This window comes from Skermanella aerolata KACC 11604, from assembly GCF_000936425.1.
Lineage (GTDB): Bacteria > Pseudomonadota > Alphaproteobacteria > Azospirillales > Azospirillaceae > Skermanella > Skermanella aerolata.
The window spans coordinates 143,597-158,763 of sequence record NZ_AVFK01000009.1 but is presented as its reverse complement, the minus strand read 5'-3'; the positions used below and the strand labels follow the sequence as shown (position 1 = coordinate 158,763).

Annotated in this window: 13 protein-coding genes; 7 read left to right on the top strand and 6 right to left on the bottom strand. The window is 65.2% G+C overall.

The features are described from left to right. The first annotated feature begins 8 nt into the window (after window positions 1-8). Window positions 9-1,259, top strand: coding sequence for an ABC transporter permease (locus tag N826_RS13880; protein WP_044429649.1), 1,251 nt, complete (start codon window positions 9-11; stop codon window positions 1,257-1,259). Then, window positions 1,256-1,945: an ABC transporter ATP-binding protein gene (locus N826_RS13875; RefSeq protein WP_044429648.1), complete on the top strand. Its 690-nt coding sequence runs from the start codon at window positions 1,256-1,258 to the stop codon at window positions 1,943-1,945. Before N826_RS13880 ends, N826_RS13875 begins: the two co-directional genes overlap by 4 nt. Window positions 1,946-2,331: 386 nt before the next feature. Here the strand turns inward: N826_RS13875 and hisS are convergent, their stop codons facing one another. Then, on the bottom strand, window positions 2,332-3,681 hold the full coding sequence (hisS, locus tag N826_RS13870) for a histidine--tRNA ligase (protein ID WP_044429646.1): 1,350 nt from the start codon (window positions 3,679-3,681) through the stop codon (window positions 2,332-2,334). Between the two features lie 183 nt (window positions 3,682-3,864). On the opposite strand from hisS, the gene pyrC reads away from it, so the two are divergent. Both pyrC and N826_RS13860 read left to right on the top strand, forming a co-directional pair. Further along, entirely contained in the window at window positions 3,865-4,929 is a 1,065-nt protein-coding gene (gene pyrC / locus N826_RS13865) for a dihydroorotase (RefSeq protein WP_044429644.1), read from the top strand. A gap of 42 nt (window positions 4,930-4,971) precedes the next feature. Next, entirely contained in the window at window positions 4,972-5,673 is a 702-nt protein-coding gene (locus tag N826_RS13860) for an orotate phosphoribosyltransferase (RefSeq protein ID WP_044429643.1), read from the top strand. Between the two features lie 135 nt (window positions 5,674-5,808). Here the strand turns inward: N826_RS13860 and N826_RS13855 are convergent, their stop codons facing one another. Further along, window positions 5,809-6,810 carry an alpha/beta hydrolase gene (locus N826_RS13855; RefSeq protein WP_052831218.1) on the bottom strand — a complete coding sequence of 334 codons (1,002 nt, stop codon included), beginning with the start codon at window positions 6,808-6,810 and terminating at the stop codon, window positions 5,809-5,811. Between the two features lie 146 nt (window positions 6,811-6,956). On the opposite strand from N826_RS13855, the gene N826_RS13850 reads away from it, so the two are divergent. Further along, window positions 6,957-7,580 carry a LysE family translocator gene (locus N826_RS13850; RefSeq protein WP_044429642.1) on the top strand — a complete coding sequence of 208 codons (624 nt, stop codon included), beginning with the start codon at window positions 6,957-6,959 and terminating at the stop codon, window positions 7,578-7,580. A 10-nt stretch (window positions 7,581-7,590) separates the two neighbouring features. Here the strand turns inward: N826_RS13850 and N826_RS13845 are convergent, their stop codons facing one another. Next, complete coding sequence (locus N826_RS13845; protein ID WP_052831216.1) at window positions 7,591-8,394, bottom strand: SDR family NAD(P)-dependent oxidoreductase; 804 nt, start codon at window positions 8,392-8,394, stop codon at window positions 7,591-7,593. Window positions 8,395-8,681: 287 nt separating this feature from the next. Between N826_RS13845 and N826_RS13840 the strand changes: the two genes are divergently transcribed. Both N826_RS13840 and N826_RS13835 read left to right on the top strand, forming a co-directional pair. After that, entirely contained in the window at window positions 8,682-9,131 is a 450-nt protein-coding gene (locus N826_RS13840; RefSeq protein WP_044429799.1) for a MaoC family dehydratase, read from the top strand. Between the two features lie 130 nt (window positions 9,132-9,261). Then, entirely contained in the window at window positions 9,262-10,206 is a 945-nt protein-coding gene (locus N826_RS13835) for a bifunctional riboflavin kinase/FAD synthetase (RefSeq protein ID WP_044429640.1), read from the top strand. A gap of 351 nt (window positions 10,207-10,557) precedes the next feature. Here the strand turns inward: N826_RS13835 and lpxC are convergent, their stop codons facing one another. From lpxC to ftsA, 3 genes are all read right to left on the bottom strand, one after another. Continuing rightward, window positions 10,558-11,505 (bottom strand): UDP-3-O-acyl-N-acetylglucosamine deacetylase, encoded by a 948-nt coding sequence (lpxC, locus tag N826_RS13830; protein WP_044429638.1) that lies wholly within the window; start codon window positions 11,503-11,505, stop codon window positions 10,558-10,560. Window positions 11,506-11,797: 292 nt separating this feature from the next. Then, window positions 11,798-13,666, bottom strand: a complete 1,869-nt coding sequence (ftsZ, locus tag N826_RS13825; RefSeq protein WP_044429636.1) for a cell division protein FtsZ — start codon at window positions 13,664-13,666, stop codon at window positions 11,798-11,800. A 185-nt stretch (window positions 13,667-13,851) separates the two neighbouring features. Beyond that, window positions 13,852-15,120, bottom strand: a complete 1,269-nt coding sequence (gene ftsA / locus N826_RS13820; protein ID WP_044429634.1) for a cell division protein FtsA — start codon at window positions 15,118-15,120, stop codon at window positions 13,852-13,854. Window positions 15,121-15,167: the final 47 nt, after the last annotated feature.

Genomic DNA, 15,167 nt, shown 5'->3' with positions numbered 1-15,167 from the left:
GTGCCGTCATGGCCCGTCCGCTGCTCCTCGATCTGGCGCTGACCCATATCCTGGGGCGCAAGCGGCAAACCATCGTGTCGGTCCTGGGGGTGGCGCTGGGGGTAGGGTTCTTCATCGCCATGGCGGCGCTGATGCAGGGGTTCCAGGGCTACTTCGTCGATACCGTGATCAACGCCTCCCCCCATATCACCGTCCGCGACCAGTTCCGCGAACCGGCGGTCCAGCCGGTCGCGGCGGCCTTCCGGGGCGGCGCCGTGCTGCTGCACGGGCTGAAGCCGAGGGACGAGATCCGGGGCATCCGCAAGGCGGGCACGATCGTATCGGCCCTGTCGGAATGGCCGGGGCTGTCGGTGGCGCCCTCCCTCGACGGGCCGGTGATCCTGCGCTACGGCAGCGCCGACAAGAGCGCCGTTGCGATCGGCATCGTTCCCGAGCGGGAGGTCCGCGTCACCCAGCTGGAGGACGATATGGTGGAGGGCCACTTGACCGATCTGGCGAGTGCGGCCAACGGCATCGTCATGGGGCTGGGGCTGGCGAGCAAGCTGGGCGCCAAGATGGGCGACAGCCTCAACGCGATCTCTCCCGCCGGGGTGATCTTGCGGGTCAAGGTGGTCGGGCTGTTCCGCACCGGCATCGTCAGCCTGGACGAGGGGCAGGCGTATATCCTGCTGAAGAAGGCCCAGATCCTCCAGTCGCGCGCCAATGTCATCAACCAGATCCGAATACGGCTGATGGAGGTGGATGCGGCGCGCGAGGTGGCGGCGCGGATCGAGGCGCTCTACGGCTACCGCACCGAAAGCTGGCAGGAGGCGAACGAGGGCGTCTTCGGCGTTTTCCGCATCCAGAACGCCATCATGTACTCGACCGTGGGCGCTATCATGATCGTGGCGGCCTTCGGCATCTACAACATCATTTCGACCGTGGTGTACGAGAAGTCGCGGGACATCGCGATCCTGAAGAGCATCGGCCTGACGGAGGCGGACATCCGCCGGACCTTCCTGATGCAGGGGCTGATGATCGGGATGATCGGCGCGGTGCTCGGCTGGATCATCGGCTTCGGCCTGACCTCGCTGCTGGGCAGCATCCGGTTCGACGTCGGCGGGATGGTGCGCAACGACCGCTTCTTCCTGGCGTGGTCGCTGAGCCATTACTGGATCGGCGGCATGTTCTCGCTGGTAGCATCTGCGGTGGCTGCCTGGATACCGGCACGGCGGGCGGCGGCGGCCAACCCCGTCGATATCATCCGGGGTGCGGCATGACGGCGGCGGTGGTCGAGGCTCGGGGGATAGGGCGGGTGCTGCCCGGTCCGGTGCCGGTGACGCTGGTGGAGGGCATCGACCTCAGCATTGGGGAGGGCGAGTTCGTCGCGATCACCGGGCCGTCGGGGTCGGGCAAGTCCTCGCTGCTCTACCTGCTGGGGCTGCTCGACCGGCCGACTTCCGGCACGGTCATCCTGGAAGGCCGCGACACGGCGGAGGCCGATGCCGCCGAACTGGCGGCGTTGCGGCTGTCCAAGCTGGGCTTCGTCTTCCAGTTCCACTTCCTGCTGCCGGAGTTCACGGTGCTGGGCAACGTGATGATCCCGATGCGGAAGCTGGGCGGCAGCCCGGAGGCGGAGTTGCGGACGCGTGCCCAAGCCTTGCTGGAGGACCTGGGACTGGGCGATCAGGCGGCAAAGCTGCCGTCGCAGCTTTCCGGCGGGCAGCGCCAGCGCGTCGCCATAGCGCGGGCGCTCGCCAATCGTCCGCGCGTCATCCTGGCCGACGAGCCGACCGGCAACCTGGACACGAAGAGCGCCCAGACGGTCTTCGACATCTTCGCGCGCCTGGCGCGGGAGACAGGGACGACGGTGATCACGGTCACCCACGACGAGGGGCTGGCGGCGCAGACCAGCCGGCGGGTCAATCTGGTGGACGGGCGGTTGGTGACGCCGGGCGTCCGGTGATGTCGGAAGGCCTCGGCTTTGATCGGCGTTTTCAGAGGGCGGAACCTGCTGTTCGATCAGGCGATGGCGGACCGCTGGCCCCGGCTCCGCAATACGGGCCGCTGTTCCAGAACCTTTCCCCGGTCGAAGCGATGATCGAGGGCGGCATCCCATTCATGCTGGAGGTTCGGCGGTATGTGGACGCCTCATCCCAACGGCATTGACGATTGACCGATGATTTCCGGCAAGGATGTCGGGCTGAAGAGGCCCGACCTACGGCTTGATCCCTTGTCGGCACTCGGGTTTTCGGTCAGCGTCATCCGTAGGTCGGGCCTCTTCAGCCCGACATCCAGCGTTCCGGACTGCGGGCGTAGCTAATGGCTGTAGCTAATGGCTGTAGCTGATGGCTAAAGCAACCCGCGCACCCGCTCCGCCAGCTCCGCGCGGGGTACGTCATGCTGTTCTGCCTTGGTCAGATCCTTCAACGTGACCGTGCCGCGTGCCTGTTCGTCGGTGCCCATCAGGACGGCGAAGCGGATGCCAGCTCGGTCGGCGTATTTCAGTTGCTTGGCGATCTTGGACGCTTCGAACTGGACCTCGGTGTTGATGCCGGCGGCGCGGAGGTCGGCGGCGATGGCAAGGTAGTCGGCGGAGAGCGACGGGTCGAGCTGGGTCACCAAGACGGCGCTGGTGCTGCGGTCCGCCTTGATGACTCCCGCTTCCTTCAACTGGTAGAACAGCCGGGTGGCGCCGATCGAGATGCCGACGCCCGGCAGCTTCGATTTGGTGTAGTGGCTCGCCAGATTGTCGTAGCGGCCGCCGGAGCAGACGCTGCCGACGCCGGGGAAGTCGTTCAGGAAGGTCTCGTAGACGGTGCCGGTGTAGTAGTCCAGGCCCCGCGCGATGGCCGGGTTGATCTTGACGAACTCTTCCGGGACCTGGAGCGCGCGGAGGCCTTCCAGCACCGCTTTCAGCTCGGAGAGGCCCTGGTGGAACAGCTCGCTGTCGCCTGGCATCGCTTCGAGCGCCGCCACGATCTCGGCGTTGCTGCCGGTCAGGCCGATGGCGTCGAGCAAGCGGACGGCAAGGTCGCGGTCCAGGGCGATGTCGCCGCCGGTCAGGCTGTCGATCACCTTGTCCCGGCCGATCTTGTCCATCTTGTCGATCTCGCGGAGCGCCAGCTTGCGGCGCTCGCCGTCTTCCAGCGAGAAGTTCTCGAACAGGCCGGCCAGGAGCTTTCGGTTGTTGAAGTTGATCGTGAAGCCGCCGACGTTCAGCTCACGGAAGACGTGGTAGATCACCGCCGGCATCTCGGCGTCATAGGCGACCGGCAGACTGTCCTTGCCGATCACATCGATGTCGCATTGATAGAATTCGCGGAAGCGGCCCTTTTGCGCCCGCTCGCCCCGGTAGACCCGCTGGATCTGATAGCGGCGGAAGGGGAAGGCCAGATCGTGTTCGTGCTCCGCGACATAGCGGGCCAGCGGCACGGTGAGGTCGAAGCGCAGAGCCAGTTCCGGGGCCTTGGCCTGCTGGAGCGAGCCGGTGCTTTGTACGAAATAGATCTGCTTCTCGGTCTCGCCGCCGGTCTTGGTCAGCAGGACGTCGACCGTCTCGAAGACGGGAGTTTCGACCGGCAGGAAGCCGAACCGCTCATACCCGCGCCGGATGGTGTCCAGAAAATGCTGGAAGGCGATCTGGTCCCTGGGCAGCAGTTCCATCACGCCGGGCGGGGTTTTGGCTTGGATCAGGCTCATTTCAGCTTCTTCTGGTCAACGTCTTCGGGGCAAAAAAACGGAAAATCCGTGCAGGCGCGCCAATCTAGCGGGTTCGACGGGGCGGCGCAAACCAGACCCAACGAGCAAGCCGGTTGAGCCCGCGGCATAAAGCTTCTAAAACGCGACCCATAGCCCGCCAGCCGGACCGGATATGCAACGCCGATGACATCAACGCCCACGCCTGAGCCGACCACGCTGACCATCCGTCGCCCCGACGACTGGCACCTGCATCTGCGCGACGGCGCGATGCTGAAGGCTGTCGTGCCGTATACCGCGCGTCAGTTCGGCCGCGCCATTATCATGCCGAACCTGAAGCCGCCCGTGACGACGGTGGCGCAGGCGACGGCCTATGCCGATGCGATCAAGGCTGCCCTGCCGCCGGGATCGGCGTTCCAGCCGCTGATGACTTGCTATCTGACCGACGGCGCCGATGCGGACGAGATCGCGCGCGGGCACGAGAGCGGCGTCTTTACCGCCGTGAAGCTGTATCCGGCGCATGCCACGACCAACTCGGCCCACGGCGTCACCGACCTTGCCAAGGTCGCGGGCGTGCTGGAGCGGATGCAGCGGATCGGCATGCCGCTGCTGGTCCATGGCGAGGTTACCGACGCCGATGTCGATATCTTCGACCGCGAGGCGGTGTTCATCGACCGGGTCATGATCCCGCTGCTGAAGGACTTCCCAGGCCTGAAGGTGGTGTTCGAGCATATCACGACGCAGGAGGCGGCGGATTTCGTCTCCGCCGACACCAGCGGGCGGCTGGGCGCCACCATCACGGCCCATCATCTGGTGATCAACCGCAGCCATATCTTCGCGGGCGGCATCCGACCGCACCTGTATTGCCTGCCCATCGCCAAGCGCGAACGGCACCGGCTGGCGCTTCGCCGCGCTGCTACTTCCGGGGCTGCCCCGTTCTTCCTCGGCACCGACTCTGCCCCGCACCCGCTGACCGCCAAGGAGAGCGCTTGCGGCTGCGCCGGGGTCTTCACGGCGCCGACCGCCGTCGAGGTCTATGCCCAGGTCTTCGCGGAGGAAGGAGCGCTCGACCGCTTCGAGGCCTTCGCCAGCCTCAACGGCCCGCGCTTCTACGGATTGCCGGTCAACGAGGATACCGTGACGCTGGAGCGCGCCGACCAGATCGTTCCCGAGATAGTCCTGTCGTCCGACGGCGACGCCGTCTTGCCGTTCCAGAGCGGCGAGCGCCTGAACTGGCGCCTTGCCGACTGACGATGTCCTTATCATTTGCCTCCCGCCTTTAGGATTTAGCCCATGACCCCGCTCAGCGCGACTTACGACCCGGACTACATCGCCACGCTCACCGCCAAGATGCTGATCGAGATCAAGGCGGTGCATTTCAACGGCGAGAAACCCTTCATCTTCACGTCCGGCTGGGCGAGCCCGGTCTATATCGACTGCCGCAAGATCATCTCCTATCCGCGTGCTCGCGGCGCCGTCATCGACTTCGCGACGGCCACGCTGGCGCGGGAGATCGGGTTCGAATCGATCGACATCGTCGCCGGCGGCGAGACGGCGGGCATTCCCTTCGCCGCTTGGATCGCCGACCGTCTGGCCCTGCCGATGCAGTATATTCGCAAGAAGCCCAAAGGTTTTGGGCGGAACGCCCAGATCGAGGGGGACGTGGTGGAAGGCGCCCGCACGCTGCTGGTCGAGGACCTGACGACCGACGGCAAGAGCAAGATCAACTTCGTGCAGGCGCTGCGCGATGCCGGCGCCCTGGTGACGGATACCTTCGTCGTGTTCCACTACGGCATCTTCCCGCAGAGCCACACCAACATGGCCAATATCGGCGTGCGCCTGCACGCGCTGGCGACGTGGTGGGACGTGCTGCGGGTCGCCAAGGACAACAACTACTTCGACACGCACACCCTGGGCGAAGTCGAGAAGTTCCTGAACAGCCCGGTCGATTGGTCGGGCGCCCATGGCGGCGTCGCGGAGTATCCGGCTTCGTAAGATTTTTGGTTTTATACCAGGGGTCGAAGACATTGACCTGTGTGGACAGTGTTTGTTGGGCCACGACCCAACCTACAGGCTCCTGCTTCGTAGGTTGGGCCGTGGCCCAACACCGCCGTTTTGCTTCAGGGCGACCTACGAGGCTTGGGCCTCGATGGACGAACCGACGATCGGCTCCAGGAAGCGGTCGATGTCGGCCCAGGCCCGGTCGCGCAGGTCGTCGGTTTCCATCAGGATCTCGTGCCGGGACTCCGGGTAACGGATCACGGTGCAGTTGTGATAGCGCAGGCAGAACTTCCGATGCGAGTCGGGAGGGATCAGCGGGTCCTGTTGCGGGCTGAGCAGCAGGATCGGCAGATCGACGCCGGCTACCGTCTCGGTCCGGGCCAGCAGATCGACCGACTGAAAGGTGGCGTTCAGCCATGCCCAGGTGACGCCGCCTACCCTTAGTTCCGGATGGGTCCGGAACCACTGGTGATGGACGGCCCAGCGCTTGGGATCATGGGTCACGGGATTGTTTTCGAAGCTGTGCCCGCGCGGGTCGTAGTCGCCCTGTCCCGGCGCATAGGCGGTGCCGAACCCGATCCTGGTCATGATGGAGGACAGCGCCCGCACAATGGGACGCGGCACGCCGTTGGTGCTGATATCGGTCATGGGCGCCGACAGCACGGCGGCGGCGAAGTGCCTTCTGCCGGTCGCCAGAAAGCGAGCAGCGAGGTGGCCGCCCATCGAGTGGGCGTAGATCACCAGCGGTCCGGCGCGGCGGGGCAGGACGATGCGTTCCAGGAAGAACTGAAGGTCTTCCTCCAGCACTTCGAAGTCGGGCAGGTAATGACGCTGCTGGCGAGGCGGCGGCAGCGGGCGGGTCGAGCGTCCCTGGCCGCGCCAGTCCAGGCTGAAGACCCGGTATCCACGCGCGGTCCAGCCGCGCGCCAGCTCGTCGTATTTCTCGATGAACTCGGAGCGGCCGTTCAGCATCAGAAGCGTGGCGCGGGGCGACTGCGGCGGTTCCCAGCAGGCGTGCCGAATCATGGCGCCGTCGGGCAATTTCAGCATGCCGATGGCTGGGGGAGGTTCACCCAGTACCGGAGGCATCGCCGCCAGTTCGGCGGGGTCCGGCAAGGTCACATCGGGCACGGACGCTCTCCCCATTTTCAGGTCATGTGCATTGAATGCCATCATGCCGGGGATGCGTGCAACACCCTTGCCGGTTTACGACCGGCGCGCCACCATGCGCGCCATAAAAAATGGTGGACGGATATCGATAAGGCGGGTGGGGCGAAATGGAAGCATCGATCCTGATGGCGGCTGCGATGGCAGGAGCGATCGTCGTCCTGACCCCAGGTCCGGCCGTGCTGGCCCTGCTTGGGATCGGCGCCGCGCAGGGCAGGCGGGCAGGGGCCGGGTTCCTGATCGGCCATCTGGTCGGAGATACGCTGTGGGCCATGCTGGCGCTGACGGCCCTGATCGGGGCCAGGGTGATCGCGCCTGTCGTGTTCCAGGTGCTGGCCGTGGTCTGCGGCGCCTATCTGCTGTATCTGGGTATACGGGCGGTGCTGGTCAGACGGGATGCTACCGGTCAGGTATCCACCTCGGTTCGCCGTCCGCTGCACCGGGGGCTGATGTTCGGCATCACCAATCCCAAGAGCTATCCCGTCACGCTGTCTGTCTTCACGGCGCTGCTTGCCCAGGACCTGGATGCACTGACCGTGTCGAACGCGCCATTGCTGCTGGGCGCCGTGATCCTGGGGTTCCTGATAGCCGATGTCATCCTGATCTGGCTGGTCGGGACGCCGCCGCTGCGGCGTCTCTACCGGGCGGGAGAGATCTGGATCGTCCGGGCGACCGGCGTCATGTTCATCGGTTTCGCGGTGACCACCCTGTGGCAGGCTTTGCGGCCGGCCTGAGCGACGGCCGTTACAACCGCCGGGGCCGCATGCGGTTGACCCTGCCCAGGATCGACATGACGGCGCCTGCGCCGCCGGTGGCGATCCGCCTGGGTATCAGGAAGGGCGTCAGGGCTGCGCGAGTCCCGGCGCCGACGACATGGACCGTCCGCCGGCCAAGCTGGTCCAGGCCTTCGCGCGCCACGTCCATCGGGTCGGAGGCGCCGGGAATGCGTGAAAGGTCGAAGCCGGCGCGTTCGCTGAAGTCGGTGCGGGTAGCGCCGGGGCACAACACCAGCAGGTCCAGCGGCTCGCGACGGGTCTCCTCGTGCAGGCCTTCGCCATAGGCCAGCACGAAGGACTTGGTGGCGGAGTAGGTGGTGAGCAGCGGGATCGGCTGGAACGCCGTCGTGCTGGAAACCAGGATCAGGCCGCACCGCAGATGGTCGCGCCGCGCCCGCTCGATCATGCCCGGCAGCAGCGCCCGGGTCAGGACCGTCGGGGCGACCACGTTGAGTTCGACCGTCGCCAGTTCGGCTTCAGGGTCATTGTCGAGGACTTTGGCGAGGCGGCCGGCGCCGGCATTGTTGATCAGCAGGTCGATCTCGCATTCCATCGCCTTGTCGATCACCCTGGATCGGCCTTCCGTCGTGGACAGGTCGGCGGCCACGGTTTCCACCGTGCGGCTTGGGCTCTCCAGCTCGGCCTTGCGCTCGGCCAGCTTTTCCTCGCTGCGCGCCACCAGCAGCAGGTTGGTCGAGTCCGGGAGCGATCTGGCAAAGGCGGCGCCGATGCCGGTCGTGCTGCCGGTGATCAAGGCGAAGCCGTACGTCATCCGTTTTCTTCCTTTTCACTGGGCTGAAAAAATCATCAGGCTCGAATGACCGTTGCGCTGTTGAGCTGAAAGTCAAATGCCCCATCAGGATTCGGATGGTCGGGATGCCTGCCGGGGGGACGCCGAAGCCTTGGGAACGCCAGTGGAAAGGCGTTCTGGTACTAAAGTGCTAACCGGATGTTTATAGATCATCTGCCATGTTTCGCAGGGATGCGGTTATGCCGCATTGCAACATGCTGCGATGAGGATGCACATGCACTGTGTATCCGATGAAGGGGACCAAGATTATGGACGACGTGCGTGGTTTGAACGATGGCTTGACCGGCTATTTCATCGAGGACATTTTCGTCGGACAGACCGCCGTCTATGCCAAGACCGTGACGGAGGCCGACGTGGTGCTCTTCGCGGGTATCTCCGGCGATACCAATCCGGTCCATCTGAACGAAGAGTTCGCGAACACGACGATGTTCAAGGGCCGCATCGCTCATGGGATCCTGACGGCAAGCTTCATCTCGACCGTTCTCGGCACCCGTCTGCCCGGTCCGGGCTGCATCTATATGAGCCAGAACCTCAAGTTCAAGGCGCCGGTCCGGATCGGCGATACGGTCCACGCGCGGGTCACCGTCCTTGAAGTCATCGCGGAAAAGCGCCGCGTGGTCTTTAAAACGGTGGTTTCGGTCGGCGAGACCGTCGTGATCGACGGCGACGCGACACTGATGGTCCCTTCCCGCGGCTGACATCGGTGCCGGACTTCGGCCGGCAGTGGCGCGCCTGCCGTGGCCGGGGTTATCCAATGGTGCGCGCGCCCTATATACATCACTGTTTTTTTGAGCTAATCGAGGTCCGGGCGGCAAGGGGGTGCCCGGTATGAAACTGTTCAGACACTTCACAGATCTGCCCGATGATGCGCGCGGTGCCGTGGTTGCGCTGGGTAATTTCGACGGCCTGCACCAGGGCCACCGGATCGTGATCGGCGCTGCCGCCGAGGTGGCGAAGGCCAATCGGGCGCCTCTGGCCGTCCTGACGTTCGAGCCCCATCCCCGCAGCCTGTTCCGGCCGTCGGACGCGCCGTTCCGGCTGACCCCGTTCCGGACCAAGGCCCGCCATATCGAGGATCTGGGTGTCGATCTGCTGTTCGTCATTCATTTCGATACCGTCTTCTCCAGCAAGACCGCCGACGAGTTCATCAACGAGGTGCTGGTCGAAGGCCTTGGCGTCAGTCATGTGGTCGCCGGCTACGACTTCGTGTTCGGCCATAAGCGCGGCGGCGACGTCGGGCTGCTGTACCAGAAGGCCCGGACGCTGGGCTTCGGCGTGACGGAGGTCAAGCCGGCAGCGGATATGTCGGGTGGGGTATTTTCATCGACCCGCGTGCGCCAGTTGCTGGCGGCCGGCAAGCCGCGCGAGGCCGCCGCCGTGTTGGGGCGTCCGTGGGAGGTCGAAGGGCGGGTCGAGCATGGCGACCAGCGCGGCCGTACCATCGGCTTTCCGACCGCGAACCTGGAACTGGGCGAGTACCTGCGGCCGCATTACGGCGTCTATGCTGTTCAGGCCGGGGTGGACCATGGGACGCATACGGTCTGGACGGATGGCGTCGCCAATCTCGGCAACCGGCCCACGGTCGATGGCGTGCGCGAACTGCTGGAGGTCCATCTGTTCGACTTCGCCGGCGATCTCTATGGCAAGCACCTGCGGGTGCGGATGATCGACTTCATCCGGCCGGAACGGAAGTTCGAGAGCTTCGATGCGCTGAAGCAGCAGATCTTGACGGATGCGGCGGCGGCGCGGGGGATATTGGCTGCCGGGGGGTGATGTAATACCAGGAGCCGAAGAGTTTGACCGGCGGCAGGCAAGTGTTGGGCCACGGCCCAACCTACGAAGCGGGAGCTGTAGGTTGGGCCGTGGCCCAACAGACACTTTCCAGACGGGTCAATGTCTTCGGCCCCTGGTATAACACCAACGGCATTACATTGACCGGCTTGAAGCGTTAGATGTCGGGCCTCTTCAGCCCGACATCTTTGCCGGAACTCACCGGATAGTCTTCAATGCCGTTGGTGTAGTATTTAGCTCGGTCTAGAGCGAAGCGGCAGATTATTTGAAATATAAAAAGCGCCGGAGGGAAGCCCTCCGGCGCTTTTTTCAAATCGGACCGGTTTCCGCCGGTTACGCGACGGCGGCGACCTTTACGCGAACGTCCCAGTTCATCGGCAGGGCGCCGACTTCCTCGGCATCGACGTAGCACCATGCCGTCTTGTCCGCGAACAGGGCGCGGAGGAGCTGGTTGTTCAGGGCGTGGCCCGAACGGCAGCCGTGGAAGTGGCCCAGGATCGGGGCGCCGGCGAGATACAGGTCGCCGATGCTGTCGAGGATCTTGTGGCGCACGAACTCGTCGGAGAAGCGGAGGCCGCCCTCGTTGAGGACCTTGTCGCCGTTGATGACGATGGCGTTGTCGAGCGAACCGCCACGAGCGAGGCCGAGCTTCCGCAACTGATCGACTTCGTGGAGGAAGCCGAAGGTGCGGGCGCGGGCCAATTCGCCCTTGAAGGCGCCGTTGGTGAGCTTGACGTAGCTTTCCTGACGGGCGACGGCGGCGCTGGCGAAGTCGATCTCGAAGCTGAAGCTCATCGACGGCGAGGGCGACAGGGTCGCGAACCGGGTGCCGTCACCGACGGTAACCTGCTTCAGGACCCGGATCAGACGGCGCGGCTTTTCCTGCTCCCGGATGCCGGCGCACTCGATCAGGAACACGAAGGGAGCGGAACTGCCATCCATGATCGGCACTTCCGGGCCGTTCAGCTCGATCACCACGTTGTCGATGCCGCAGCCGCGCAGCGCCGCCATCAGGTGCTCGACGGTGCCGATCGACACGCCAGCATCGTTGGAGACGACAGTGCAGAGCTTGGTATCGGTCACCCGATCCCAGTCGGCACGGACTTCGGCGCGGTCGGCGGGTTGATCGGTCCGCACGAAGACGATACCGGTATTCACGTCCGCCGGCTTCAGGGTCATCGAGACCTTGGAACCCGAATGCAAGCCGATGCCGGTGCAGTTGATCGGGCTCTTCAGCGTCTGCTGAAACTTCGTCTCGTTATTCTGGCTTTGTTCGGACACTTGATTACCTGCTGAACTTCGTGGGAGCAATACTTCAGAAACTGCCTAGAGGTTCGGGCGGAACCCACGACTAATACCTATCAAGACCCAGTCCATAGTACAAATCACTCTTTGTTACGGATTGTTACGCAGGTGCGGGATAGTCATCGTGTGATGGCCATCACATCAAAAACATACATGGATAAGCATTCGAACAAGAAAAAACCCCCGGCCACAGGGCCGGGGGTTTCAAGGTGACTGTCGGGCTGAACTCGATCAACGCCTCGCGGCGGGTCCCTGGGTCAGCTCCCCGTCAGTTGGCCTGACGGCGCAGGAAAGCCGGAATGTCCAGCATTTCCTCTTCCGCATGGCTCATTTTCGTCGGCCGGTCCATCGGCTCGGACTGGCGCTGCTGCGGTGCGCCGGCGGGAGCCTGCCTGACCGGGGCGGCTTGCTGCCCCTGCGGCTGGGGCTGCGGAGCCTGCCGGGGCTGCTGCTGTTCCGGCTCGCCGCCTTCCATGATGCGGCGGCCGATGCCGGTGACCCGCTCGAACAGCGAGCTGCCGCGCTTCTTCGGCGCCGGATCGGGCAGGGCCGCCGTCGGGGCGATGAAGCGCTCGGCGTTGAGCGACGGCCCCTGCTGGCGCGGACCGGCGTCGGCCGGGCGCGGAGCGATGAAGCTGCCGTCCTGGTTCTGGCCGCGCAGCGGACCGGTGACCCGGTCCTGTTCACGGCCGCGCGGCGGAGCCGCGAACTCGGCGGGATGCTGCATCGGCTGCGACTCGGCGACCGGTGCCGGCGGTGCGGCCGGCTCCTGCTGCGGCGGCGCATAGGCGACCGGAGCCTGTTCGGCATGGTGCTGCGGTTGCTCGACGAAGGTGCGGACGGTGTTGCCGACCGTGGTGTGGCCCTGCACCGGATGGCCCTGATGACCCTGGCCCACATGACCCTGGCCCACATGACCCTGGCCCACATGACCCTGGACAGCCTGGTTCTGCGGGATGTGACCGTGGGTGGTATAGGCGGAGGGGGCATGGCCCTGCGCCGCACCCGGGTGCGGGGGCGAGGCGATCAGGGTGTGGTGGTAGTCGGTCGGCTGACGCGACTGCGCCGACAGGCCGGCCGGTGCTGGAGCGGGCGACATCGCCTTGCGGCCGCCGCCGCCGACCACGCTCAGGGGAGCGGATGCGGAGGCCGGACGCGGCTGGGCGATCTTTTCGGCTTCGATGCCGGTGGCGACCACCGACACGCGCATGCGGCCGTCGAGGTCCTGGTCGAAGGTCGAGCCGAAGATGATGTTGGCGTCGGGATCGACTTCGTCGCGGATGCGGTTGGCGGCTTCGTCGACCTCGAACAGGGTCATGTCCATGCCGCCGGTGATGTTGATCAGGACGCCGCGGGCACCCTTCATCGACACGTCGTCGAGCAGCGGGTTGCTGATCGCGGCCTCGGCGGCATCGATCGCGCGGCGCTCGCCGGAGGCTTCGCCGGTGCCCATCATCGCCTTGCCCATCTCGGTCATGACGGACCGGATGTCGGCGAAGTCGAGATTGATCAGGCCCGGCATGACCATCAGGTCGGTGACGCCGCGAACGCCGGAATGCAGTACGTCGTCCGCCATCTTGAAGGCGTCGGCGAAGGTGGTCTTCTCGTTGGCGATCCGGAACAGGTTCTGGTTCGGGATGATGATCAGGGTATCGACGAACTGCTGAAGCTCGTTGATGCCGCTCTCCGCCAGACGCATGCGGTGCGCGCCTTCGAAGTGGAACGGCTTGGTCACGACGCCGACGGTCAGGATGCCCTGCTCGCGGGCCGCGCGCGCGATCACCGGAGCGGCGCCGGTGCCCGTGCCACCGCCCATGCCGGCGGTGATGAAGACCATGTTGGCGCCTTCAAGGTAGCCCATGATCTCGGCGAGCTGTTCCTCGGCGGCGGCGCGGCCGACATCGGGACGCGACCCGGCGCCCAGACCGCGCGTGATCGTCGTGCCGAGCTGAAGGCGCTTTTCGGCCAGCGCGCCTTTCAGCGCCTGGGCGTCCGTATTGGCGACGACGAACTCGACGCCTTCCAGGTTGGACTTGATCATGTTGTTGACGGCGTTGCCGCCCGCGCCACCGACACCGAACACCGTGATGTGCGGCCGCAGATCCACTTCGATTTCCGGCATGCTGAGATTGATCATGACAGCCTCCAGTTCCCTTGAGTTCGCCCGAATCCACTTGAGTGGATTACTGTTCCTGTTGACACCACCGGTCGCCGCCGGTCTGATTTACGCTTGCATTCCAGTCGCCGTCCGGATCGGGATGTCTCTGTCCCGAGATCCGCGCGGCGCGCTGTTCCGTTCGGTTGCCTGTTCCTGTCCCCGGCTCATAGGTTCTCCTTGAGCCAGAAGCCCACACGCCCCCAAAGATGTTTCGGCGGTTCGTCCTCGGCGCTGAAGCCGGGAAGTTCCGCCTGACTCTGCACGGCGAAGGCCAGCAGGCCCGCCGCGGTCGAGAAAGCGGGGCCGCCGGTCGCATCGGCCAGCCCGTTGATCCGCATGGGCTTGCCCAGCCGGACCTGCTTATCGAGTATGAGCTGCGCCAAGTCGCGCATGCCCGGCAACTGGCTGGCGCCGCCCGTCAGGACGACGCGCCGGCCGGCGACCTTGCCCATGCCGCTGACTTCCAGCCGGGCACGGACCAGTTCGAAGATTTCCTCCAGCCGGGGCTGGATGATGCCGACCAGCAGGGATTTCTGGACGTGGTTGGCCTGGGACGGCTCGTCCTCCCCGACCTGGGGCACGTCGATGATCTCGCGCTCGTCGGCGGCATTGGCGATGGCGCTGCCGTACAGCGTCTTCATCCGCTCGGCATGGGCCACGGGGGTCGTCAGGCCGCGCGCGATGTCGTTGGTCACATGGGCGCCGCCGACGGGAACGCAGTCGGTGTAGACGCACTTGCCGTCGAAGAAGACGGAGATGGTCGTGGTGCCGCCGCCCATATCGATCAGGGTGCAGCCAAGCTCCATCTCGTCCTCCACCAAGGCGGCCAGCGCCGCCGCATAGGGCGAGACGACGAAGCTGTCGATGTCGAGGTGGCAGCGCGCGATGCAGGTGGTCAGGTTGCGGACGGCGCTGGAGCCGGCGGTGACGGTATGGAGCTGAACGCCCAGCTTGTCGCCGAACATGCCGCGCGGGTCACGGATGCCCCGGTTGCCGTCGATCGCATAACCGACCGCGATCGAGTGGATCAGCTCCTGGTCGGCCCCACCCTGGAACTGGCGGGCTTGGGCCAGCGCCCGACGGACGTCGGCGTTGTTGACCTCATGGCCGCCGATCGGCACTTCCACGTTGGAGGTCTGCGAAGTCGGCTGGCCGCCGGAAATGTTGACCAGCACTTCGCGGATCGTCTCCCCGGCCATCTGCTCGGCAGTGTGGACGGTGGTGCCGATAGCCTGCTCCGCCGCGTCCATATCGACGATCGTGCCGGCCCGGAGACCCCGCGAGACCTGATGTCCGATGCCGGTAATGCGCAGCACGCCGCCGTCCTCGACCCGTGCGATGAAGCAGCAGACCTTGGTTGTGCCGACGTCCAGTGCAGCGATTACCCCGCCGCGAACCTGTCTCTTAACTCTCTTGCCAGCGTTGAAGGCCATTGCTACGCCCGTCATCCCCTCAGGCTGTCGCCTATTCGTGTATTCAC

Excerpts from the sequence above, each read along its gene's own strand:
- N826_RS13860 (WP_044429643.1), top strand. The coding sequence starts at position 4,972 with ATGACCCCGCTCAGCGCGACTTACGACCCGGACTACATCGCCACGCTC.
- hisS (WP_044429646.1), bottom strand. The coding sequence starts at position 3,681 with ATGAGCCTGATCCAAGCCAAAACCCCGCCCGGCGTGATGGAACTGCTG.
- N826_RS13840 (WP_044429799.1), top strand. The coding sequence starts at position 8,682 with ATGGACGACGTGCGTGGTTTGAACGATGGCTTGACCGGCTATTTCATC.
- N826_RS13845 (WP_052831216.1), bottom strand. The coding sequence starts at position 8,394 with ATGACGTACGGCTTCGCCTTGATCACCGGCAGCACGACCGGCATCGGC.
- N826_RS13875 (WP_044429648.1), top strand. The coding sequence starts at position 1,256 with ATGACGGCGGCGGTGGTCGAGGCTCGGGGGATAGGGCGGGTGCTGCCC.
- N826_RS13835 (WP_044429640.1), top strand. The coding sequence starts at position 9,262 with ATGAAACTGTTCAGACACTTCACAGATCTGCCCGATGATGCGCGCGGT.
- N826_RS13880 (WP_044429649.1), top strand. The coding sequence starts at position 9 with ATGGCCCGTCCGCTGCTCCTCGATCTGGCGCTGACCCATATCCTGGGG.
- ftsZ (WP_044429636.1), bottom strand. The coding sequence starts at position 13,666 with ATGATCAATCTCAGCATGCCGGAAATCGAAGTGGATCTGCGGCCGCAC.
- pyrC (WP_044429644.1), top strand. The coding sequence starts at position 3,865 with ATGACATCAACGCCCACGCCTGAGCCGACCACGCTGACCATCCGTCGC.
- ftsA (WP_044429634.1), bottom strand. The coding sequence starts at position 15,120 with ATGGCCTTCAACGCTGGCAAGAGAGTTAAGAGACAGGTTCGCGGCGGG.
- N826_RS13850 (WP_044429642.1), top strand. The coding sequence starts at position 6,957 with ATGGAAGCATCGATCCTGATGGCGGCTGCGATGGCAGGAGCGATCGTC.